The organism is Microbacterium terregens (assembly GCF_039534975.1).
Taxonomy (GTDB): Bacteria; Actinomycetota; Actinomycetes; order Actinomycetales; family Microbacteriaceae; genus Microbacterium; species Microbacterium terregens.
In genome coordinates this window covers 2,451,818-2,474,770 of record NZ_BAAAWH010000001.1, presented here as the reverse complement: position 1 = coordinate 2,474,770, position 22,953 = coordinate 2,451,818, and the positions used below count along the sequence as shown (strand labels likewise).

The 22,953-nt window shown below is 70.3% G+C and carries 15 protein-coding genes; 8 read left to right on the top strand and 7 right to left on the bottom strand.

The genetic code is table 11. The features are described from left to right. Window positions 1-78: 78 nt before the first annotated feature. A complete protein-coding gene (locus ABD655_RS11450; RefSeq protein WP_344714055.1) occupies window positions 79-1,098 on the bottom strand; it encodes an endonuclease/exonuclease/phosphatase family protein in 1,020 nt (339 codons plus the stop codon). A 97-nt stretch (window positions 1,099-1,195) separates the two neighbouring features. Here ABD655_RS11450 and ABD655_RS11445 point away from each other — a divergent pair, with 97 nt between their 5' ends. Further along, the gene (locus tag ABD655_RS11445; protein ID WP_344714053.1) at window positions 1,196-2,059 is read left to right on the top strand and encodes a PHP domain-containing protein; all 864 of its coding nucleotides are present in this window, start codon (window positions 1,196-1,198) and stop codon (window positions 2,057-2,059) included. Between the two features lie 34 nt (window positions 2,060-2,093). Here the strand turns inward: ABD655_RS11445 and ABD655_RS11440 are convergent, their stop codons facing one another. Together ABD655_RS11440 and ABD655_RS11435 are read right to left on the bottom strand one after the other, a co-directional pair. Then, on the bottom strand, window positions 2,094-2,507 hold the full coding sequence (locus tag ABD655_RS11440; RefSeq protein ID WP_344714052.1) for an SHOCT domain-containing protein: 414 nt from the start codon (window positions 2,505-2,507) through the stop codon (window positions 2,094-2,096). A gap of 211 nt (window positions 2,508-2,718) precedes the next feature. Then, window positions 2,719-4,203, bottom strand: coding sequence for a DEAD/DEAH box helicase (locus ABD655_RS11435; RefSeq protein ID WP_344714051.1), 1,485 nt, complete (start codon window positions 4,201-4,203; stop codon window positions 2,719-2,721). Between the two features lie 237 nt (window positions 4,204-4,440). On the opposite strand from ABD655_RS11435, the gene ABD655_RS11430 reads away from it, so the two are divergent. Beyond that, window positions 4,441-5,154, top strand: coding sequence for a ferritin-like fold-containing protein (locus tag ABD655_RS11430; RefSeq protein WP_344714050.1), 714 nt, complete (start codon window positions 4,441-4,443; stop codon window positions 5,152-5,154). A 21-nt stretch (window positions 5,155-5,175) separates the two neighbouring features. Here ABD655_RS11430 and ABD655_RS11425 read toward each other — a convergent pair whose 3' ends face one another. After that, entirely contained in the window at window positions 5,176-5,466 is a 291-nt protein-coding gene (locus ABD655_RS11425) for a hypothetical protein (RefSeq protein ID WP_344714048.1), read from the bottom strand. A 13-nt stretch (window positions 5,467-5,479) separates the two neighbouring features. Then, a complete protein-coding gene (locus ABD655_RS11420) occupies window positions 5,480-5,704 on the bottom strand; it encodes a DUF3107 domain-containing protein (RefSeq protein WP_344714047.1) in 225 nt (74 codons plus the stop codon). A gap of 181 nt (window positions 5,705-5,885) precedes the next feature. On the opposite strand from ABD655_RS11420, the gene ABD655_RS11415 reads away from it, so the two are divergent. Both ABD655_RS11415 and ABD655_RS11410 read left to right on the top strand, forming a co-directional pair. Beyond that, window positions 5,886-9,020, top strand: a complete 3,135-nt coding sequence (locus tag ABD655_RS11415) for an ATP-dependent helicase (protein WP_344714046.1) — start codon at window positions 5,886-5,888, stop codon at window positions 9,018-9,020. A gap of 14 nt (window positions 9,021-9,034) precedes the next feature. Then, complete coding sequence (locus ABD655_RS11410; protein WP_425561677.1) at window positions 9,035-12,361, top strand: ATP-dependent helicase; 3,327 nt, start codon at window positions 9,035-9,037, stop codon at window positions 12,359-12,361. A 13-nt stretch (window positions 12,362-12,374) separates the two neighbouring features. On the opposite strand, the gene ABD655_RS11405 is transcribed toward ABD655_RS11410, so the two are convergent. After that, complete coding sequence (locus tag ABD655_RS11405; protein ID WP_344714042.1) at window positions 12,375-13,667, bottom strand: phosphotransferase; 1,293 nt, start codon at window positions 13,665-13,667, stop codon at window positions 12,375-12,377. Window positions 13,668-13,745: 78 nt separating this feature from the next. Between ABD655_RS11405 and nudC the strand changes: the two genes are divergently transcribed. Both nudC and ABD655_RS11395 read left to right on the top strand, forming a co-directional pair. After that, window positions 13,746-14,660 carry an NAD(+) diphosphatase gene (nudC, locus tag ABD655_RS11400; RefSeq protein WP_344714040.1) on the top strand — a complete coding sequence of 305 codons (915 nt, stop codon included), beginning with the start codon at window positions 13,746-13,748 and terminating at the stop codon, window positions 14,658-14,660. Further along, window positions 14,657-16,438 carry an ATP-dependent helicase gene (locus ABD655_RS11395; protein WP_344714039.1) on the top strand — a complete coding sequence of 594 codons (1,782 nt, stop codon included), beginning with the start codon at window positions 14,657-14,659 and terminating at the stop codon, window positions 16,436-16,438. The genes nudC and ABD655_RS11395 overlap by 4 nt, the downstream gene beginning before the upstream one ends. A 786-nt stretch (window positions 16,439-17,224) precedes the next feature. Here the strand turns inward: ABD655_RS11395 and ABD655_RS11390 are convergent. Next, the gene (locus tag ABD655_RS11390; RefSeq protein ID WP_344714037.1) at window positions 17,225-18,676 is read right to left on the bottom strand and encodes a zinc-dependent metalloprotease; all 1,452 of its coding nucleotides are present in this window, start codon (window positions 18,674-18,676) and stop codon (window positions 17,225-17,227) included. A gap of 131 nt (window positions 18,677-18,807) precedes the next feature. Here ABD655_RS11390 and ABD655_RS11385 point away from each other — a divergent pair, with 131 nt between their 5' ends. Further along, the gene (locus ABD655_RS11385) at window positions 18,808-19,929 is read left to right on the top strand and encodes a YlbL family protein (protein ID WP_344714036.1); all 1,122 of its coding nucleotides are present in this window, start codon (window positions 18,808-18,810) and stop codon (window positions 19,927-19,929) included. An 88-nt stretch (window positions 19,930-20,017) separates the two neighbouring features. Continuing rightward, window positions 20,018-22,927, top strand: a complete 2,910-nt coding sequence (locus ABD655_RS11380) for a UPF0182 family membrane protein (protein WP_344714035.1) — start codon at window positions 20,018-20,020, stop codon at window positions 22,925-22,927. The last annotated feature ends 26 nt before the right edge of the window (window positions 22,928-22,953 follow it).

Here is a 22,953-nt window from a genome sequence, read left to right as displayed (position 1 = left end):
ACACCGCCGCAGCACAGCGGCGCGACGAATCACCGCGAAGCGCGGATCACGCATCCGATTCCCTCGATGGGCGGTCCCTCAGTCGAACGGCTCGAACTGCACGATCAGGGGTCGGTGGTCGCTTCCGGAGCCGTCCATCGACGTGAGCACCAGCGATCCGGTCGGCTTCCAATGACTCGAGGCCATCACGTGGTCGATCGGTGCCCCGAGGACCGCGGACACCTCGGTCGACCAGGTGCCGACCCCGCCGCTCCCGGTCTCGACAGCGCCGTCGTGGCAGCGACCGAGCGTCCCACCGTCGACGCCGAGGTTCGCCATGTGGTCGACGGTGGCGTTGAAATCGCCCGCCATGATGACGTTCGCATCGGCGCACTGGTCGGCAAGCCACGACAAGTCGTCACGCCAGTGCTGCATGTAGCTCTGTCGCGGGGCGACGGCGTGAGCGGCCACCACGATCGGCCCGTCGCCCGTGATCGGCATCGCCACCGCACTGGGCACCGTCGATGTATTGCTCGTGCCGTCCTGCGACGACTCGATGACCGAGTAGTCGCCCAGGTCCGGAGAGATCAGCAGCGTGGTCGATCGCGCGTCCCATCCGTCGGTGCCGTACTCGGCATAGTGCGCCCACATCCGATGCCCGAGCTCACGCATCGCCACGGCGACCTTCTCGCCGGTTTCGATCGTGGTCTCGGGGAGCGTCACGATGTCGGCGTCCATCGCGACCGCGATCTGCGCAACGGTCTCGGGGGCCGTCGCCGAACCGGCGGTGTTCCACGTCATGACCCGGATGCTGGTGTCCGTCTTGGCGGGGAGCGTCTCGGTCCCGACTCCACGCGTCACGACGACAGCGAGGTTGGCCAGCATCGCCACGCCGGCGATCACCGCGATCGCCACGGCGAAGGCGCGGATCGGACGCGCGATCGCGAGCAGGAGCGCGATCACCAGGAGGACCGCGAATGCCAGAGCGAGAGGACCGCGGAAGGACACGATCTGGGCGATCGGGAAGACCTGCTCCACGCGGAAGAATGCCGGCCATGTCAGGACGGCGGCCGCGATCGCGCAGATCACGGTCCCGAAAACCCCCAGCAGGCGAAGCACGCGGCGACTCTATGTCAGCAGGCTGGGAGATCAGTCCGCGGCGTCGGCGCGGCCCTCTGCGGACCGACCGCCACGGGCCGCGCGATACGCTCGAGGGATGTCGGACACGCGTCGTTTCAGGGGTCCGAGCGACCTGCACCTGCATTCGGTCCACTCCGACGGGACCGAGTCCGCCGCGCAGGTGATGGCCGCCGCGCACCGGCACGGACTGCGCACGGCCGCGCTCACCGATCACGACACTACCTCGGGCTGGGCCGAGGCAGCCGAGGCCGCGGCATCCCTCGGAATGACGTTCATTCCGGGAATGGAACTCTCCGCCAAGTATCAGTGGCGCAGCGTGCATGTGCTGGCGTACCTCGTCGATCCCGACGACCCCGGGTTGCGCGAGATGACCGACCGGATCCGGCGATCGCGGCTCGAACGGGCGCGGACGATGGCCGACCGGATCGGACGAGACTTCGACCTGCACTGGGACGACATCGTCGCGCAGACCTCGGACGGCGCCACCGTCGGGCGCCCGCACATCGCCGACGCCCTGATCGCGAAGGGGCATGTCCGGGACCGCACCGAGGCGTTCTCGGAGATCCTGAGCCCCTCGGGCGACTACTACGTCGCCCTCTACGCCCCGGATCCGGTGCTGGCCGTCGAACTGATCGTGGGCGCGGGCGGGGTGCCGATCATCGCCCACCCGGCAGGCCGCGCGGGACTGCTTCCCATGCCCGTCCTGGAGCGGATGCTGGCTGCGGGCCTGGCCGGGTTCGAGCTGGGACACCGCGAGAATCTGGATGCCGGTATCCGCACGCTCAGCCGGATCTCTACCGAGCGCGACCTCATCGTGACGGGCTCAAGCGACTACCACGGCCTCGGCAAGCCGAACCAGCCGGGCGAGAACACGACGACCGACGACATGGTGGCACGCATCATCGAGCGGGCCACCGGCAGCGAACCGGTCTATCCCTGACCGATTCGCTGCCGCAGCAGTGCCGCGCAGATGCCTAGCTCAGGGCCCGGGACTTGATGTGGTCGAACTCGGCCTGGTTGATCGCGCCCGAATCAAGCAGCGACTTCGCCTTGGCGATCTCCTCGGACGGGCTGCCGCCTGCCACCGACCTGATGTAGTCGTCCTGCGCTGACCTCAGATCCCTGGCCTGAGCCGCACTGCGCTCGGCCATCCCTTTGCCGCGGGCGATCAGATAGATCAGAACCGAGAGGATCGGGAAGAGGATCAGGAAGATGAACCACAGCGCCTTCGCCCACCCGTTGAGCTTGTGGTCGCGGAACAGATCCGCCACCACGGCGAACAGCGCGAAGAGGTAGGAGACGAAGACGAAGGCCAGCAGGAACCACCAGATGAGGTCCCAGATGGACCCCCAGAATCCCTGATATTCCACGGCGTCGAGGTATCTCATGGCTGCCTTTCGTAGCGAGGGTCGGCGGCGGACCCGCCGTGCCGCTCACAATAGCGCTCACCGTCTCCGACGTCAGCCACCGGGATCACCGTGTCGGACGCGGGCTCGACGCCGGCGTCACGAGAACTGGAGATGCACCGGAAACGGGACGGATCAGCGTGGATCGTCCGATTGCCGGCGCATCTCCTGACTCAGATGCGGATGCTGCTGCTCAGGCCCCGGCGACGGGCGCGCCGCCGCGTGATCCGCGACGACGACGCCGGCGGCGCGGAGCCGCGTTGCCGTCGTGGTGCTCCTTGCCTCCGCCGTCATGCGTTCCGGCGCCCTCGGCGGCATCGTGCGAGCCGTGGTCGGCGGGGACCTCGGGGGCGGCGGCGCGCTGCGCCTCGCTCTCGGTCCCGTTGCCCCCCGGCTCGTCCGAGCGACGGCGTCGGCGACGCGGTGTGCCTTCGCGCTCCGAGGAGCGGGAAGGCGCAGCATCCTGCGTCTTGATCGTCTGCGTCCGCGGGGCTGTGGTCAGGCGTCCCTTGGTGCCGGCCGGGATGCTGAGATCGGAGTACAGGTGCGGGCTCGACGAGTACGTCTCGACGGGCTCGGGTTGGCCGAACTCGAGTGCGCGGTTGATGAGTGCCCACTTGTGCAGGTCGTCCCAGTCCACGAAGGTGACCGCGATGCCCGTCTTGCCGGCGCGGCCGGTACGGCCGGCGCGGTGCAGGTACGTCTTCTCGTCATCCGGGATCGTGTGGTTGATGACGTGGGTCACGTCGTCGACGTCGATGCCGCGCGCGGCGACGTCGGTGGCGATGAGCACGTCCTTCTTGCCGGCCTTGAACGCGGCCATGGAACGCTCGCGCGCTTCCTGGCTCATGTCACCGTGGACCGAGGCGGTGTTGAAGCCGCGGTCTCCGAGCTCGTCCGAGAGCCGCTGGGCGGCGCGCTTGGTGCGGGTGAAGACGACGGTCTTGCCGCGACCCTCGGCCTGCAGGATGCGGGCGATGACCTCATCCTTGTCCATCGAGTGCGCGCGGTAGACGAGGTGGTTGATGTTGGCCTGCGTGAGCCCCTCGTCGGGGTCGGTGGCACGGATGTGGATCGGGTTCGTCATGAACCGGCGCGCGAGCGCGACGATCGGTCCGGGCATCGTCGCGGAGAAGAGCTGCGTGTGCCGGATCGCGGGCACCTTCTGGAAGATCTTCTCGATGTCGGGGAGGAAGCCGAGATCGAGCATCTTGTCAGCCTCGTCCAGCACGACCTCGGTCGCGTTGGACAGATCGAGGAGGCGCTGATTGTTCAGGTCGATCAGGCGGCCGGGAGTGCCGACCACGATCTGCGCGCCGGCGCGCAGCTGCTCGATCTGACCTTCGTACGCCTTGCCGCCGTAGATCGCCACGACGCTGGTGGAGCGACCGGTGGTGAGCATGTCGATGTCCTCGTAGACCTGCACGCACAGTTCGCGCGTGGGCACGACGATGAGCGCCTTCACGCCGTGCTCGGGGTTCAGTCCGAGCCGCTGCACGACGGGGATGCCGAAGCCGAAGGTCTTGCCCGTGCCGGTCTTGGCCTGGCCGATGATGTCCTGGCCGGGCAGGCCGAGGGGAATGGTCTGCTCCTGGATGGGGAAAGCGTCGACGATGCCTTTTTTGGCAAGGGTCTCGACGATGTCCTGGTCGACGCCGAGTTCGGCGAAGGTCGTCACGATGTGTGCCTGTCCGGCAGTGAGATGCTGCCTCGTGGGTGCCCTGGCGCTGTGCGATCTCGCCGCGCGGGCGGGGTGGGATCCACGCCCTTATCTCTGCCACAGGCGCGGGAGCCCCGATCCGATGCCGGGGACCCCTCCAGGATAACGGGTCGGGCCCGCGGTGGAGACATCGTCCGTGGTGCGCAGGAGGCCGCACGCCTCCGCGCCGCGAGAGCCCGCGCATATGCTGAGGTCGTGGTGAAGTGGTTCTGGCAGCAGCGCCCGCAGGGACGAAAGCTCCAACTGCGTTCGCGCGGTGAGGCGAGCGATGCTCACCGCGTCGACTTCGAGGCGCTCGCGCCCGACATCGACACGTTCCTCGGTCAGGCCGCGTATCTGCAGCTGGGCTATTTCGAGACTCTGTCAGAGCTCATCGCCTCGACACCGGAGCTGGCGCAGAAGGAATCGCTCTCGCGCGCCGCGGGTGCCGCCCTGCAGAAGCACGAGGAACTGGTCGCGCTGATCCGCGAGCGCGGTGATGACCCGACGAGCCTGATGCTTCCGTTCCGTGAGCCGCTGGACGCCTTTCGACGCGCGACGCACGGGGTGCGGCCTCAGGAGACCATGCTCTCGGTGCACATCACCGCGGGGATGCTGGATGACTTCTACCTCGCGCTCTCCTCGAGCTACGGCGACACCGGACGCCGGGTGGCCCGGATCCTGCGCGCAGACGATGACCGCGAAGCGATCGTGGACATCATCGGCGCGACGATCGCCAGCGACCCGGAGTGGGCGTCGCTCCTGGCGATGTGGGGACGCCGTCTGGTCGGTGACACTCTGCTGATCGCGCGGGCGGCGCTCGGGCTGACGACGCTGCAGATCGCGGACGAGCGGCAGGTCGAGCCGGTGTTCACCGAGCTGATGGGCGCGCACTCCAAGCGCATGGATGCGATGGGTCTGGCGGCCTGACGAGCGGCATCCGCGCTCGATTCAGCCGATCTTGAGTCTGGCCCTCTCGCGGGCGTCGAAGGCGGTGCGGGTGCGCGCCAGGATCACGAGCGCCGGGTAGGTGACCACGATCGGGGCGACGAACGCCGACAGCCACAGCCACGGGTTGTCCAGGCCGAGGCCGGCCCAGGTCAGGATCATCCAGACCAGGCCGGACATCAGCGCACCGAGGAGGGGAGCCAGGACCACGCCCCGCGTGCCGCGCGCGGGGACGAGGAAGTGCACAGCCGCGCCGATCACGGCGCCGATGAGCAGGGCGAGAAGGATCTGCACGAGAGGGCTGACGTCAGGCGACGAAGCCCACGCGGCGGGACTCTTCGGTGCCGAACTCGATGTAGGCCAGGCTCGCGGTCGGGACGATGTAGCTCGTGCCCTTCGCATCGGTGAAGCTCACGTGGGTCGCGCCCGCGTCCAGAGCACTGGCGACGGACTTCTTGACGTCGGCCACGGGCTCATTGGTCTCGAAGTTGAGCTCACGGCCGGTGTTGGTGATGCCGATGCGGATCTCCACGGAAATACCTCCTGCGACGGGACCGAGTCCCGGGGCCTGTTGCGCCGGTACGCCCGGCGCGCATGGCAACTCTACGACACCGCCGGGAGGGCCCCGCCCGTCCGTTGCACGCTCTCGGCGAACGCGGGATCGAGGGCTCGGCAGACGCCGGATGTCCGCACCTGGCGGTACCGTCGAAGCCATGGACTCCGCGGACGGCTCGGGCGCGGCATCCGAGTTCGACACGCACCAGCTCGCGGTGGTCGCACTGCCGGTGGAGGCATCCGGCGTCGTCGTCGGCGCCCCCGGCAGCGGCAAGACCGCCACGCTGGTGAAGCGCGTCGCGGCGCTGGTCGAGGCGGGAGTCGACCCCGACGGGCTGGTGGTGCTGACCCCGTCGCGGCAGACCGCGACGGCCCTGCGTGACCGTCTCGCCCTTGCGGTGGGCCGGGCCACGTCGGGTCCGATCGCGCGCTCGGTCGCCTCGTTCGCGTATCAGCTCGTGCGGGGGACCGCGGTCGCCGCGGGCGAGGAGCCGCCGCAGCTGCTTACCGGCGGCGACGAGGACCAGCTGATCCAGGACCTGCTGGAGGGGGACGCCGAAGACGAGACCGACGGCATCAGCCGCTGGCCGGACTGGCTCGGACCGGCCGTCCGTTCGACCAAGGGGTTCCGCACCGAGGTGCGTACCTTTCTTGCCGAATGCACCACCCTCGGTATCGAGCCGGACCGGCTCCGCGCGCTGGGACAGACCCATGCGATCCCGGTGTGGCAGGCGATGGCATCCTTCCTCTCGGAGTACCTGCAGGTGCGTGCCGACATGCGGGGCGCGCATCGGGATGCCGCCGGCCTCGTGCGCGAAGCGGTCGGAGTGCTGCGCACGGGTGCGGCGGGCGCCGAGATCATCCAGCGCGGAACGGTGATCCTCGTCGACGATGCACAGGAGCTGACCCTCGGCGGCGTGGAACTGCTCGAGGCATGTGTCCAGCGGGGCATCGCCGTGCTCGCGTTCGGGGATCCGGATGTCGGTTCGGGCGCGTTCCGGGGCGCGACTCCCGAGAACTTCGCCCGGCTGGCACACGTGCTCGGCAGCGTGTCCGTGCTCGCGGCGGCGCACCGGGGGACCGCCTGGCAGAACGAGGTGGTCCGCGAGGTGACCCAGCGCATCGGCGCCGTCGGTCTGGTCGCGCACCGCGCGCGCCCCTCCGTCGACGGGGTTGCGGTGGTCCCGGACGCGTCGGTGCGCGCCCTCACGCTGCGCTCACCCGCCGAGGAGTTCGACGCGATCGCACGGCTTCTGCGCGAGCGGCACGTCCACGACGGCATCCCCTGGTCCTCCTGCGCGGTGATCGCGCACGACACCCGACAGGTGGCCGCGCTCGAGCGCGAGCTCGCCGCGCGCGAGGTGCCGACCCGGTCCAGCGGTCCGGGGCGTCCTCTCGGCACCCTCGCACCGGTCCGCGATCTGCTGAGGCTGATCGAACTCGCCTCCCGCGACGCATGGACGTTCGAGGATGCGGCCGAGGCGCTGCTCAGCACGGGCGGCCGCCTCGATCCGATCGAACTGCGACGACTCCGGTCGGCGCTGCGGCACGGCGAGCTCGCGGCCGGCGGCGAACGGTCGGGCCGCGACCTGATCGTGTCGGCGATGCGGCAGCCGCTGGAATTCGACCTGATCGACACGCGCGAGGCGCGGCGGGCGGCCGTCCTGGCGCGGACGATCGCCGTGCTGCGGGACGAACTGGCCCGGGGTGCGACCGCCCACGAGCTCCTGTGGACCGCATGGGACCGCAGCGGACTCCAGCGGCCGTGGTCCGAATCGGCGCGCGGACATGGGCCGCTGGCCGATCAGGCCAACCGTGACCTCGACGCCGTGGTGGCCCTGTTCCAGGCCGCGAAACGGTTCGTCGAACGATCGCTGGACGCCGACCCGCGCGTGTTCGTCCGCGGGATCCTGGACAGCGACGTCGCCGAGGACCGTCTCGACGCTCCCGCCGGCGGCGAGGCGGTGCGCATCCTCACGCCCGCCGGCGCGCTGGGTACCGAGTTCGACACTGTCGTGATCGCGGGGGTGCAGGACGGCGTCTGGCCGAACACGCGGCTGCGCGGGTCGCTCCTGGACACCTGGCGGTTGGCGGATGCCGCGACCAGGGCAGACGCGGGGGCCGCCTCGACGCTCGATCGACGCCGCGCCGCGATGCACGACGAGCTGCGGCTGCTGGCTCGCGCGCTCTCTCGGGCCACGGATCGGGTGATCGTGACCGCGGTCGATGACGACGACACCGGTCCGAGCGTGTTCTTCGAGTTCCTGCCCGACCCGGAGCGGCACGCGGTCGAGCACCCGCTCTCGCTCCGGGGTCTGGTCGCGCAGCACCGTCGGGCGCTCACCGAGCCCTCCTCGCGCGGAAGGGCGGGTGAGCGCGCCGCCCGCGCCGCGCAGCAGCTCGCACTGCTCGCCGACGCCCTCGTCCCGGGCTCTGCGCCGCGGGAGTGGTTCGGTGTTGCGGCGCCCACCTCGACCGGACCACTGCGCGATCTCGCGCACGAGGACGTGCGGGTGTCACCGTCGAGACTGCACACGCTCGAGGAATGCGAGCTCAACTGGGTGATCGGAGACCTGGGCGGCGACCCGGGCGGCGCGACGGCCGGACTCGGCACGATCATCCACGCGGCGCTGGAGCACTCTGCCGGCTCCGACGAGGCGAGCCTGTGGGCCGAGGTCGAGTCGCGGTGGGGCGAGCTGACCTTCGAGGCGGAGTGGCGCGACCGCGCGGAGCGCGCCCGGGCGCGCGACCTGGTGCGCCGGCTGCACCTGTATCTGCGGCGATTCGAGGACTCCGGCGGCGCGCTCATCGGCGCCGAGCCGCACTTCGAGGTCGCGATCCCGCTGGATGACGCCGAGGCGTTCGAGCACGGTGCGATCCTCTCGGGCTACATCGACCGGGTCGAGCTCACTCCGGAAGGCACGGTCGTGATCATGGATCTGAAGACCGGCAAGCGAGAACCGCAGACCGACCTGAAGGTGGTCGACAATCCGCAGCTGGGCGCCTACCAGCTCGCCTTCGAGTCCGGTGCGATCCCTGCCGCCGTCGGGCTGCCCGCCGGCGGTGCGAAGCTGCTGGTGCTGCGGCCGACCGCCACGCGCGTGGACTACGCGACCCCGTGGCAGCCTCCGTTCGATGACGAACGCCGCGAACTGTTCCTGGAACGGGTGCGATCGGCGGTGACCGTCATGCGAGGCACGACCTTCACTGCGCCGTATGAGGACCACTGTCGCGACGAGTTCTCGTACGGACTGTGCCGGATCCACACGATCGGCGCGGTGAGCGCGTCGTGACGGCATCCCTCTCCGTGGCGACACTGTCGGCCGAAGTCATCGCCGCGGCGCTCGGCCAGTTCCCGCCCACCGGCGAGCAGACCCAGGTCATCGAGGCGCCGCTGGACCCGGCGCTCGTGGTGGCCGGCGCCGGAAGCGGCAAGACCGAGACCATGGCCGCGCGGGTCGTCTGGCTCGTGGCGAACCGGATCGTGCGTCGCGACGAGGTTCTGGGGCTGACCTTCACGCGCAAGGCCGCGGGCGAGCTCGCCGAGCGGATCCAACGTCGGCTCCAGCGGCTGGCCGAATTCGAGCGCAGGGGACTGCTCGCCGCATTGCCCGCCTTGCACGCCGACGGTCGCCTGGACGTGTTCGGCGAGCTCGAGCGCGCGGGCGGGGACGGTGCGAAGGCGGCCGCGGCGAGGGCGACGGCGATGGACGCGCTGGCGGCCGACGTCGGCGCGATCGCCGAGGCCCCGGACGAGGACGCGCTCCTGCACCGCCCTACGGTCGCGACCTACAACAGCTTCGCCGATCAGATCGTCCGCGAGCACGCCGTCCGGATCGGCCGCGATCCGGAGGCCGTCATCCTCTCCGAGTCCGCGGCGTGGCTGCTCATGCGCCGTGTCGTGTTCGGCTCCGATGACCCGCGACTGGAAAGCCGCGGTGAGGCGGTGCGCAGCATCGTCGACGCGGCGCTGCGGATCGCGCGCGATGGCGTCGACAACCTCGTCTCCTTCGATGAGCTGGCCGACTTCCCGAAGCGGTTCGACGATGTCCTCGATCGGCCCTCGACCCGCAAGGGCACGGTCGTCTACAGCGATGTCGCCGACGCTGCCGAGAAGGTCGGGGCTCTCGGCCTGCTCGCGGACCTGGCGCGCGAGTACGCGGCCGAGAAGCGGCGGATCGGCGTGCTCGACTTCTCCGACCAGGTCGCCGGGGCACTGGAGGTGGTGCGCACGCACCCGGTCGTCGCCGGAGAACTGCGCGAGCGGTTCCGCGTGGTGCTGCTCGACGAGTATCAGGACACCTCGGTCGTGCAGACCGACCTGCTGGCCGCCCTGTTCGCCGACACGGCCGTCATGGCGGTCGGGGACCCGAACCAGGCGATCTACGGATGGCGCGGAGCGAGCGCCGGCAACCTGGGCGGCTTCGCGGGGTCGTTCTCGCCGGGCCGCGTGTGCGCGCAGTTCTCGCTTCTGACCAGCTGGCGAAACAGCGCCGCCGTACTGACCGCCGCCAACGCGGTGCTCGCGCCGTTGGCCACTCGCGCCGCGGTCGTCGTCGAGGAGCTGCGGGCGCGCCCCGGGGCTCCGGCCGGAGCGGTGGATCTGGTCTTCGAGGCGGACCTGGACGCCGAGGCGGACCGGGTCGCCGAGTGGTTCGCCCGCATACGGGCCCAGCGTGCCGCGGGCGCGAAGTCGACGACGGGCGCGGTCCTGTTCCGCAGCAAGAAGCACATGGTGCGCTTCGGCGACGCGCTCGGTCGCCGCGGCATCCCGCATCGCATCCTGGGGCTGGGCGGACTCCTGTCCACGCCGGAGGTCGTCGACGTGGTGTGCGCACTGCGCGTGCTGAGCGATCCTGCCGCCGGCTCCGCTCTGATCCGCCTGCTGGCAGGACCCCGATGGGCGATCGGGCTTCCCGATCTTCGTGAGCTGGCCGCCCTCGCCCGGCGCATCGCGCGCCACGACGCGGCCCTGCAGCCGCTGTCACCCGAGGTCGTCGAGCGCATCCGCGGCAGCGCCGGCGACGACGACGGCTCGCTGGTGGACGCACTTGATTTCGTGCTGCGCCACAAACCCGACCACGGCTGGCTGAGCCCGTTCACCCCCGAGGCGAGGGAGCGCCTGCGTGAGGCGGGTGCCGTCTTCGCCGGGCTGCGCAGGGCCGTAGGGATGCCGATGCCGGACCTCGTGCGGCTCATCGAGCTGGAGCTGCGTCTGGACGCGGAACTCTCGGCGAACGAGTCGCGCGGACCGGCACGGATCGCCTCGGCGCAGCTGCGCGCGTTCGTCGACGAGCTGCACGCGTTCCTGGCCGCCGACGAGTCGGGGTCGATCTCGAGTCTGCTGGCGTGGCTGGATCACGCCGAGCAGCTCGACGAGTTCGCCCCGCGGACCGAGCCGCCCGAGGACGATGTCGTGCAGCTGCTCACGATCCACGGTTCGAAGGGCCTGGAGTGGGACGCCGTGGCGGTCGTGCGCCTGGTCAAGGACGAGCTGCCGAGCGCACCGCGCGACACGAAGGGGTGGCTCGGATTCGGGGTCCTGCCCTACTCCTTCCGCGGCGATGCGCGGTGGCTGCCGGCGCTGCAGTGGGAGCGGGATGCTGCGCCGACGCAGCAGGATCTGAAAGCCGCCTTCGAGTCGTTCGTGGCGGCGAACCGCGCCCGACAGCTCGAGGAGGATCGGCGGCTGGCGTATGTGGCAGTGACCCGCGCGCGCGATCACCTGCTGCTGACCGGTGCGAGCTGGTCAGGCACCAAGCGCCCCCGCGAGCGGAGCGTGTTCCTCAACGAGATCGCGCAGGCACTGCACAGGGAACTGCCCGAGGACGTCCCCGGCGAGAACCCGTACCTGGGGGAGCGTCGCGTGCTGCAATGGCCGATCGACCCGCTCGGCGCTCGTCGCGACGTCGTCCAGCGCGCCTCCGCGGCGGTCGAGGCGGCGCTGGCAGCGCCGCGTGTCGTGCCCGACCGAGACGTCGCGCTGCTGCTGGCGGAGCGCGATGCGCGTCAGCGTCCGTCCGGCGAGGCCGCCCCGACCCGCATCGCGGCGTCGCGTTTCAAGGAGTTCGTGTCGGACTATGCCGGCACCGTCGCCCGCATCGCGCGGCCCCTGCCGGAGCGACCGTTCCGGCAGACCCGGCTGGGGACGCTCTTCCACGTCTGGGTCGAGCAGCGCTCGGGTCGAGTCGGCACGGCCAGAACCCTCGATGACGCCCTGTGGGAGCTCGACGACGACGCGCCGGACACGACGGCCTCCGCGGAAGATGCCGCCGTGCTCGCGACGCTGCAGGCGAACTTCGCCGCATCGGAATGGGGGGCGCTCAGCCCGATCGAGGTCGAGACGGAGATCGACTTCACCGTCACGGGCGAGCCCGGCCTGAGCCTGGACGGGCGACCGCACGTGATCATCTGCAAGCTCGACGCCGTCTATCGGCGGGACGATCGCGACGGCCGCATCGAGATCGTCGACTGGAAGACCGGCGCACCTCCGCGGAACGACGCGGAGCGGGAAGAGCGGATGCTGCAGCTCGAGCTGTACCGGCGTGCGTACCACGCGATGCACGGTGTGCCGTTGGAGGAGATCGACGTGGCGCTCTACTACGTCGCGGCTGACCTGGTTCTGCGCGGCTGAGAAGCCCGCGGGCTCAGTCGGACAGCCAGCGCCGCAGGGCGGCGTCGGAGGAGCGCTCCGCATCCGCTTGCGCGTCGGCCGTCTCGGCGCCCGTCGTGCCGTTCGCCTGTGCCGCCGTGCGCGGTCGCTGCGCCCACGCGGAGATCTCCACGGGTGCCGTCGAGACATCGTCGTGCGGTGCCGCGGCCGTCGTCGGGTCCGGCACTCCGTCATCGCCCGAGTCCTCGCCGGCGACGTCGTCCTCGTCGGAGAGCCACAGGGCCAGCTCCGCGGGGTCGTATGCGTCCGTGTGCATCGACGTGTCCACCGGAGCGGATTGCGAGTCGGGAACGCGGTCCAGCAGCGCGATCGCATCGTCCACACCGAGCGCCGAGGCGGGCACGATGTCCTCGTCGCGCACGCCGGCCGCGAGCGACTCCAGCAGCGTGACCGCATCCTCGATGATGTCCTCACGCCGGGCCTCGGAGCCGTGGACCAGCCATTTGGCGAACTCGAGCTCGGCGTACAGCCGTGCACGCTCGCGCACGAGGGCGTCCGGCGCGCGACCGCTGTGCGCGACATAGGCGACGTGGACGTCTTCTGCGGCGGCGGGGGCAGAGGCGAGCCACTGCAGATCCGTCGCGGGGTCACCGACCGAAAGGCCGTGCCAGTCGAGGACACCGGTCACGACGGGCACGGCATCCACGTCCTCGAAGAGGAACGATGCGGCGCCGGCACCGCCGAGCACGACCGCGGACTCGAAACGCCAGAGCTCGTCGGTCTGCACCGCGCGGCGCCAGCGCTCCAGCAGACGGGGTGGCGCCGATCGCGTGAGTTCGACGCGATCCAGCAGACGAGAGACGTCCTCGCGGACCTGCGCAGGGGTGCGGAAGGGGAGGCCTTCGGTGCGGACGATCGACGCGGGCAGGGCGTGGAGGGCGGCCAGGGCCTCGCCGATCGAGCTCGCGGCGCCGCGCCCGGAGGGCAGGTGGGCCGCATCGACACGGTATCCGGGGAGGAAGTCAACGACGACGGCGCGCGCATCACCCAGGCCCGTCTCGCCCAGCAGTTCCGGTGCGCGGAACGGGAGAAGCCCGCGTACTCCGGGGGTCAGCGCGCGCAGCGCGCGCGCTTCGGCGGCGAGCTCGGGCGCAGCTTCGGCATCGACAGGGGCGCGCACCACGACGCGTCGCCCGTCGTCGAGTTCAGCGAGCGCGGAGTCGTAGCGTCCGGCGGCGCCTTCGGTGAGGATGCCGACCCCTACGACGCCGACCCGGGGCAGAGCCGAGGTGACCGACGCGGCTAGAGTGAGGGGTGAGCGTGCCATGTGCCCAGGGTAGGTCCGGGTGCGCTCTTGCGCCCCCGCGCCACGCCCGGCTTGTCGACCAGCGGCAGAGAGGTCTCGATGACTGCGCCCGACAGCACACGTCCGGCACCGCTGGCGCGCCCCGGATTCGATCGGGCCGCTGAAGAGCGCATGACCGCGGATCTGCTGGACGCGGCGCGAGCGGAGGCCTCGTCCCGTGTGCTCGTGCTGAACGGGGACGCCGCGCCGCTCGCGGAGCCGGACTCGCTGCACTGGGTCGCCCCGTCCGTGGTCCCCGCCGGTGCGCAGTGGGCCTTCCTCGGCCGGACTGCGGATGGAGCGGCAGCCCTGGCGGCCGTCTTCGCACGCGGCAAGGACGAGCTGTTTCCCGCGCCGGCCGGCTGGGCCCCCCTGCGCGTGGTCGGCGGTTCGCTGGCGGCGGAGGATGCCGGTGCCTTCGTCGAGGCATTGAGCCTGGGCCGCTGGCTCCTGGAGGCTCCGTTCTGCCCGGCCTGCGGCGCGCGAACCGAAACCCGCAGCGCCGGCTGGTCGCGACACTGCCCCTCCTGCGGGCGCGAGCACTTTCCCCGGACCGACCCGGCAGTGATCGTCGCGGTCACCAGCGCGACGCACCCGGACCGGCTGCTCCTCGGCTCGAACGCCATGTGGGCCGACAATCGCTTCTCGTGCTTCGCCGGTTTCGTCGAGGCCGGCGAGTCGCTCGAGTCGGCTGTCGTGCGGGAGGTGCGCGAGGAGGCGGGCGTGGATCTGGTCGACGTGCAATACCGCAGCTCCCAGGCGTGGCCGTACCCGCGATCGCTCATGCTCGGGTTCCTCGCGGTCGCCGCCGACGACACCGCCGCGCAGGCGGACGGCGAGGAGATCCTCGCGGTCCGCTGGTTCGAGCGGTCCGAGATCGGCGCGGGCCTCGCGGGCGAGGGCGATCTGCTCCTGCCCGGGTCCGCCTCGATCGCCCACCAGCTGATCAGCGACTGGTACGCGAGCGCGGGATGATCGACCCCGCGCTCTCCGGTCTCGACGACCACCAGCTCGAGGCGGTCACGACACTCCGCGGGCCGGTCGTCGTGCTCGCCGGCGCCGGCACGGGCAAGACGCGGGTGATCACGCATCGCATCGCGCACGGCGTCGACACCGGTGCGTACTCTCCGAGCCGTGTGATGGCGGTGACATTCACGGCGAAGGCGGCAGGTGAGATGCGGGGGAGGCTCCGGGCGCTGGGCGTGGAGGGAGTGTCCGCGCGGACCTTCCACGCCGCCGCTCTGGCGCAGCTCAACTTCTTCTGGCCCACGGTCGCGCGCGACACAGCCCCCGGAATCGTGGACAACAAGGTGCGGCTGCTGGCCCACGCCGCCGATGGCATCGGGATCTCACCCGATGTCGCGACACTGCGTGACGTGGCCAGCGAGATCGAGTGGCGCAAGGTGACCATGCGCAGCATCGATCAGTACGCCGCCGCACGTCCCAACGGGGTGGGGCGACTGGAGGTCGGCAAGGTCGTCGAACTTCAGCGCGCCTACGAGAAGCTGAAGGACCAGCGCCGTCAGCTCGACTTCGAGGACGTTCTGCTCGCGTGCGCGGGCATGCTGGAGGCCGAGCCCCATGTCGCGGCATCCGTGCACGAGCAGTATCGCCACTTCACCGTCGACGAGTTCCAGGACGTCTCGCCCCTCCAATACCGCCTCCTGGAGCTGTGGCGCGGTGACCGCCGCGACATCTGTGTGGTCGGGGACGCCAGCCAGACGATCTACTCCTTCGCCGGCGCGGACGCACGGTATCTCCTCGATTTCGCCGATGCGCACGATGACGCGCGCGTCGTGCGTCTGGAGACGAACTATCGATCGGACGCCGCCATCCTCGCTGTCGCGAACGAGCTCATGCGCGGCCGGCCGGGTGCGCTCGAGCTCACCGCCGCCGGGTCCGGAACACCGACGCCGGCACCCGAACCACGGGAGACGCCCGAGGTCACCGGATACGACGACGACGTCGACGAGGCGCGCGGCGTGGCGGCGCAGGTCGCCGCGCGGATCGCCGCAGGAGTCGATCCGCGCCGGATCGCGATCCTCTACCGCGCGCACTCCCAATCGGCCGAGCTGGTGCGCGCTCTGGCGCGGCACGAGATCGCCACGACCGTTCTCGGCGGTCGCCGATTCTTCGACATGCCCGAAGTGCGCCAGGCCGTGATGGCCCTGCGTGGTGCGTCGGTCGCGCCGCTGGAGACCGGATTCGCCGATGCGGTGCGCGACGTGCTGCGCTCCCTGGGCCTGACGAACGAGCCGCCACAGGCCGGCGGCGCCCTCCGCGATGCGTGGGAGGCGCGCGCGGCGCTGCTGCGGCTGGCCGAGGAGTCGCCGCCCGGAACGACGCTGCGTGGATTCACGGACGAGCTGCAGGCCCGGGCGAAGGCACAGCACGAGCCGGGGATGAGAACGGTCACGCTGGCGACGCTGCACGCGGCGAAGGGCCTCGAATGGGATCACGTTCACCTGCTCGGCTTCGCCGAGGGGCTGCTCCCGATCAGCTACGCCACGACCTTCGAGCAGGTGGACGAGGAGCGTCGGCTGGCGTACGTCGGCATCACGCGGGCCGGGCGAACGCTGTCGCTGTCCTGGTCGCGGGGAACGCGGGAACGACAGCCGTCGCGGTTCCTCCGAGAGATCGGCAGCGGCACGCTGCGTGCGGGCGGTGCACGCGCATCGACCGGTGCAGCGAGTTCTCGCGCACGGTCAGGGAGTGGCAGCGGATCCGCTGCGGGCTCCGCTCGGCCTCGCTGATCAGCCGAGCCGCGACCAGGGCCGCCTCGACGGCCAGCGCATCGTGCACCTCCGGCGGCCGTCGTCCGAGCAGTTGCGCGGCGAGGTGCGGCCACGCCGGATCCGCATCGCGGCGATGCGCGGCGATGCACGCCAGGCACGGAGTGCGCCCGGGGACGATGAACGGCCCCACCTCAGCGCCGGCACCGGTGAAGACCAGCGGCACGTGGGGGACATCCGCCCCCATCAGCACCGACGCGCGCCGGGGCTCCACGAGGTGATGGGCGAGCACGACGACCGCCGAAGCGGCCGGGACGGCTTCGTTCGGCGCGCCGAACCAGGTGACCCGGTCGACGTCGATCCCGGTGGATTCGAAGGCACGCGCGACGGCCTCGGCCGTTTCGCCGGCCCCGTCGTGCGGCGATTGCACAGCGATGCGGCGACGCGGCGGCGCGGGCCCGAGCAGCGCGCGTTCGATGCCCCGCACGAACGCGTCAGCGGCGCCCTCGGGCGCGCCGAACGCGATGGCGATGGGCTCGAGCGCGGCCTCGGGAATGCCGTGCTCCAGCTCGCGAATCAGCCGCTGCTGCCACGGTTCCGGGTCCTCGACCATGGCCACCGCATCCAGCCCGAACTGCAGGGTGGTCGGCGAGCGCCACAGCGGAGGAAAGCCCGGGTCCAGTCGCAACATGCCCCGATTCTGGGGTGTTCCTGCCGGGCACGCGGGTTCTCCACAGGCCGGTCTGCGAAGCCGACCCGCTCCTCACGCCTGGGGAGGAGCCGGCAACGGTCGCCGCCGGTTCTGAGCTAGACCGGACGCGGGTCGCCCGGCCCGTCCTCGTTCGGCTCGTCGTGCTCGGGATCCGGTCGCTGCGGACGCGGACCGTCGTCGGCCGTGCCCTCCGGAGGTGCCTCGCCGATGTCCTCGCCGGCCAGCAGTCGCGCCAGCGCGTCGTCCATCTCGTCCGGCGCGGGCTCCTCGCCCCGCGCCCGTGCCTCCAGCCGTGCCACCAGCCCGGCCGGATTGTCGATGTCCTCGGCCGTGGGCATCAGATCGGGGTAGTCCCAGAGGGCGTCACGGCCCGCCACGCCGACGGCATCCGTCACAGCCCGCCACATCGCGGCGGCCTCGCGCATCCGCCGCGGCCTGAGCTCCAGGCCCACCAGCGAACTGAGCGCCTGCTCCGCCGGTCCGCCGACCGCACGGCGGCGCCGTACGGCCTCGGCGATCCGATCGGCCGAGGGCAGGCGCGCGGTCGCTGCGTCGGTGACGACGTCGACCCAGCCTTCGATCGTGGCGAGCAGATTCTCCAGGCGCGTCAGCGCCGCGTTCTGGGCCTCGGAGCGGCTGGGCAGCAGCGCGCCGCTTTCGAGTGCGCGCCGCAGCTCGTCAGGCTCGGCCGGGTTGAACCGCGAGGCGAGTTCTTCCAGGGCGTCGGTATCGACGTGGATGCCGCGGGCGAAGTCGGTGATCTGCGAGATGACATGCAGGCGCAGCCAGCGCGCGTGGCGGAACAGGCGCGCGTGCGCCAGTTCGCGCGTGGCGACGTAGAGGGCGAGCTGGTCGTGCGGAATCTCGAGGTCGCGGCCGAAGTCGGCGAAGTTCTGCGGCAGGATCACCGCATCCCCGTCGGGCATGAGCGGGATGCCCACGTCCCCGCCGCTGACGACCTCCTTGGAGAGGTTTCCCACGACCTGGCCCAGCTGCGAGGCGAACAGCGAGCCGCCGACAGTGCGCATGAGCCGCCCCGCGCCCTGGACGAGGCTCTGCATCTCCTCGGGGGCCTGGTCGCGCAGCGCCTCGGTGAGGGCGTCCGCGATGCTGGTCGCGACCGGATCAGCCAGCTCCTGCCAGACGGGCAGCGTCGCCTCGACCCACCCGCCGCGAGTGAGCGTGCGGGGCGGGGTGGCCAGCTCCGAGATCGTCGTCGCCTCGCTCAACCACAGCGATGCCAGGGCGAACGCCTGATCGAGGTCGGTGCGCTCGCCGTCGGTGACGACCAGTCCGTCCTGATTCGCGATGTGCAGAGCCTGCCGCTTGGCGAGATCCCAGGAGATGCCCTCGTCGGCGCCGCCGGCGAACGCACCCTGAAGGTGCCGCATCACGGTCTGCATCATCGCCGGATCGATGCCCATGCCCGACAGCCGCTCGAGCTGCTCCGGATCGACCTGCCCACCGGCGCCGCCGAACAGCTGCCGGATCAGTTCCTGGAACTGCTCCTCCGGGCTCTGTTCGTCTTCGGGGTTGGAGTCTGCCACTTCAGCCGCCTTTCAGCCGGGTCATGAACTCGCGCTCTACGCTAGTCGCACGGATCATCGCACCACCCGGCACGGACCCCTCCACCCTTACGCCGGTCGCGAACGACCAGGCAGAGAAAGGTCCACCACCCGTGGCGCTGTTCGACGAGAACGTCACCATCACGCCCGCCCCTGTGCGCCGCATGTCGCGGGGCATGCTCGCGGGTGTCTGGGCGCTCGCCGTCGCACTCGCGGTGCTCCTGGTCATCACGTTCCTGCCCACCTCATACGTCATCCAGCGCCCCGGCCCGGTGTACAACACCCTCGGCACGGCGTCGGCCGCGGACGGCACGCAGGTGCCGCTGATCTCGGTCGAGGGCGCCGAGACCTTCCCCACCGACGGTGCTCTGGACCTGTTGACCGTCCAGGTGGTCGGCAATCGCGAACGGACCCCCTCCTGGTTCGAACTGGCGACCGCCTGGTTCGACCCGAGCCGTGCCGTTCTCCCGATCGACGCCGTGTTCCCCGAGAATCAGACCACGCAGGAGCGCGAGGAGCAGAGCGCGGCCATGATGGTCGACTCGCAGCAGGACGCGACCGCCGCCGCGCTCACCGAGCTGGGCTTCGACGTCGATCCGCAGCTGACCGTGTACTCGTTCACCCCGGATTCGGCATCCGCGGACGTGCTGGAGGAGGGGGATGTGATCCTCTCGGCCGACGGGATGCCGGTGGATGACGTCGCCGAGCTGCGCGAACTCGTCAACAAACTCGAGGGAGCCCCGATCGATCTCGGAATCGAACGGGACGGCGCCGAGCAGACGGTGTCGGTCACGCCGCTGGAGTCCGAGACCGACGGTGAGTCGACCTGGCTGATCGGGGTCACGCTGACGACCGCGTACGACTTCCCCATCGATGTGACCATTCAGCTGAACAACGTCGGGGGACCGAGCGCCGGCATGATGTTCGCACTCGGGATCATCGACACCCTCACACCCGGGGAGCTCAACGGCGGAGACACCGTCGCGGGCACCGGCACGATCACCGCGGACGGCGTCGTCGGGCCGATCGGGGGCATCCGGCAGAAGATGTGGGCGGCGCTCGGCGCGGGCGCGGACTGGTTCCTGGCACCACAGGCCAATTGCGACGAGGTGGTCGGGCACATCCCCGACGGGCTGCGGGTGTTCTCGGTCGCCGAACTCGACGACGCGCTCGCCGTCCTGGACGCGGTGCGCGACGATGCCGATCTCGCCGGACTGCCGACCTGCGCGAGCTGAGCGGTTCCATTCCGCCGTCCGGATATTCCAGGAGTTCGCCCAGCGCGGACTCGGCGGCCGCCCAGACCAGCGCACCTAGGATGGGACGGTGACCACGACCTCAGCGCCGGCCCCGGCCACGCCCTCTCGCTCCCGCCGGATCATCGCGATCTCCCTTGCCGTCATCGCCGCCCTCGTGGTGGCGTTCTTCGTGTTCGCCAATCTGTACGCGGACTGGCAGTGGTACGCGCAGCTCGGGTTCGATTCCGTCCTGCTGACGCAGTGGATCGCACGCGTGGTGATGTTCGTCGTCGGATTCGTCGGCATGGCCGTCCCGGTATGGCTGGCCATTCAGCTCGCCTACCGTCTCCGCCCGGTGTACGCCCGGCTGAGCTCGCAGCTGGATCGTTACCAGGAGGTCGTGGAGCCGCTGCGCCGCCTCGCGATGTGGGGCATTCCGATCTTCTTCGGGTTCTTCTCCGGCTTCGCCGCGTCCGCGCAGTGGGAGACGACGTGGCTGTGGTTCAACGGCGTCGCCACCGACATGACCGACCCGCAGTTCCAGCTGGACACCGGCTTCTACCTGTTCGCCATGCCGTTCTACAACTCCCTGCTGGGTTTCGTCTCGGCGGTGCTCCTGGTGAGCCTGCTCGTGACCGCCCTCGTGTCGTACCTGTACGGGTCCGTCCGGATCGGACAGCGTGAGCTGCGGATCTCCAAGGCGGCCCGCATCCAGTTGGCCGTGATCGCCGGGTTGTACCTCCTCGTGCAGGCGGCCAGCCTCTGGCTCGACCGTTACAAGACGCTGGTCGAGCCCGGCGACCGCATCACCGGCCCCGGCTACACCGGCGTGAACGCCGTCATCCCCGGACAGACGATCCTCGCCGTGGTCGCGGTGATCGTCGCCATCCTCTTCTTCGTCACCGCGATCATCGGCCGCTGGCGCTACCCCCTCATCGCGACCGCGCTGCTGGTGGTGTCGGCGATCGTCGTCGGGGTGGGCTACCCGTGGGTCGTGAACACCTTCCAGGTGCGCCCGAACCAGCTCGCGCTCGAACGCGAGTTCTATCAGCGCGGAATCGACATGACGCAGGCCGCGTACGGCATCGACGGCCTGGAGAAGACCAACTTCGAGGCCGTCACCGACGTGGGGCCCAACCAGCTGCGTGAGGACGCAGCCACGACCGCGCAGATCCGCATCATGGACCCGACCGTCATCAGCCCGACGGTGCGCCAGCTCGAGCAGTTCCGCGGCTACTACCAGTTTGCCGACCCGCTCGATGTCGATCGCTATGAGATCGACGGCGTCTCGCAGGACACGGTCGTGTCGGTTCGCGAGCTGAACATGGACCAGCTCGGCGCGGCCGCCTCATGGCAGAACACGTCACTGGTCTACACGCACGGCTACGGCGTCGTCGCGGCCAAGGGCAACGATCGCACCACCGACGGCGATCCGGTCTTCCTGGAGCGCGGCATCCCGGCCGCAGGTTTCCTCTCCGATCAGGAGGACTTCGAGCCACGCGTGTACTTCGGTGAATACTCGCCGCCGTACTCGATCGTGGGTGCGCCTGAGGCGACCGATCCGATCGAACTCGACTATCCGGCCGGTGCCGATGGCGCATCCGAGACGAAGACGACCTTCACGGGCGACGGCGGGCCGAGCATCGGCAGCGTCTTCAACCGGCTGATCTTCGCGCTCAAGTTCCAGTCCGAGCAGATCCTGTTCTCGGACTACGTCAACGAGAAGTCGCAGATCCTCTACGACCGCGATCCGAGCGTGCGCGTGCAGAAGGCCGCGCCGTACCTCACGCTCGACAGCGACCCGTACCCGAGTGTGGTCGACGGGCGGATCGTCTGGATCGTCGACGGCTACACCCTCAGCGCGAACTATCCCTACTCGACCACCGTCAGCCTCCAGCAGGCGATCTCGGACTCCAACACGACCGCACAGCGGTTCGCGCTGGATGACATCAACTACATCCGCAACTCGGTCAAGGCCACCGTCGACGCGTACGACGGCTCGGTCACCCTCTACGCGTGGGATGACGAAGACCCGATGCTGCAGGCGTGGCAGAACGTCTACCCGTCGACGGTCAAGCCGATCAGCGAGATGTCGGGCGATCTCATGGCTCACGTGCGGTATCCGACCGACCTGTTCAAGGTGCAGCGGTACGCGCTGGGCGTGTACCACGTCGACGACGCGCAGTCCTTCTACCAGCGCGACAACGCCTGGCAGACGCCGAACGATCCGCAGCTGGACACCGTTCTGCAGCCGCCGTACTACCTGACGATGCAGATGCCGGGTCAAGAGGCCCCGACGTACTCGATGTTCACCAGCTTCATCCCGGCCTCGGAGGGGACCGCGTCGCGCAACGTGCTGATGGGGTATCTCGCCGTCGATTCCAACGCGGGCAGTGAACCGGGCGTGAAGAACGCGGACTACGGCAAGCTCCGGATGCTGGTGGTGGATGCCGATACGACAGTGCCGGGTCCCGGCCAGGTGCAGAACACGTTCAACTCCGATCCGCTGATCTCCTCCCAGATCAACCTTCTGAAGCAGGGGCAGTCCGAGGTCATCAACGGCAACCTGCTCACGCTCCCGGTCGGAGGCGGCCTGCTCTACGTGCAGCCCGTGTTCGTCCAGGCCTCCAGCGGCACGCAGCTCCCGCAGCTGCAGAAGGTGCTGGTCGCCTTCGGCAACGAGGTGGCGTTCGAGGACACGCTGAACGAGGCCCTCGACGCCCTGTTCGGCGGCGATTCGGGTGTCGACACCGGCGACGCCGATGTGGCGCCGACTCCGGGTCCGACGCCCACGCCCACACCGGGCGAGCCGACGCCGGAGCCGACCGACCCCGCCGCCCCGCCGGCGGACGCCTACCAGGCGGCCCTGCTGGATGCCCAGAAGGCTCTCCTGGATCGCCAGACGGCGCTTCAGGCAGGCGACTGGGCGGCGTACGGCGAGGCGGACGAGCGGCTCACCGCAGCCATCGAGCAGCTCATCGAGCTCGGCGACCAGTAGCCACCCGCACCGTTCCGCTCGCCGGA

Excerpts from the sequence above, each read along its gene's own strand:
- ABD655_RS11445 (WP_344714053.1), top strand. The coding sequence starts at position 1,196 with ATGTCGGACACGCGTCGTTTCAGGGGTCCGAGCGACCTGCACCTGCAT.
- ABD655_RS11440 (WP_344714052.1), bottom strand. The coding sequence starts at position 2,507 with ATGAGATACCTCGACGCCGTGGAATATCAGGGATTCTGGGGGTCCATC.
- ABD655_RS11415 (WP_344714046.1), top strand. The coding sequence starts at position 5,886 with ATGGACTCCGCGGACGGCTCGGGCGCGGCATCCGAGTTCGACACGCAC.
- ABD655_RS11405 (WP_344714042.1), bottom strand. The coding sequence starts at position 13,667 with ATGGCACGCTCACCCCTCACTCTAGCCGCGTCGGTCACCTCGGCTCTG.
- nudC (WP_344714040.1), top strand. The coding sequence starts at position 13,746 with ATGACTGCGCCCGACAGCACACGTCCGGCACCGCTGGCGCGCCCCGGA.
- ABD655_RS11395 (WP_344714039.1), top strand. The coding sequence starts at position 14,657 with ATGATCGACCCCGCGCTCTCCGGTCTCGACGACCACCAGCTCGAGGCG.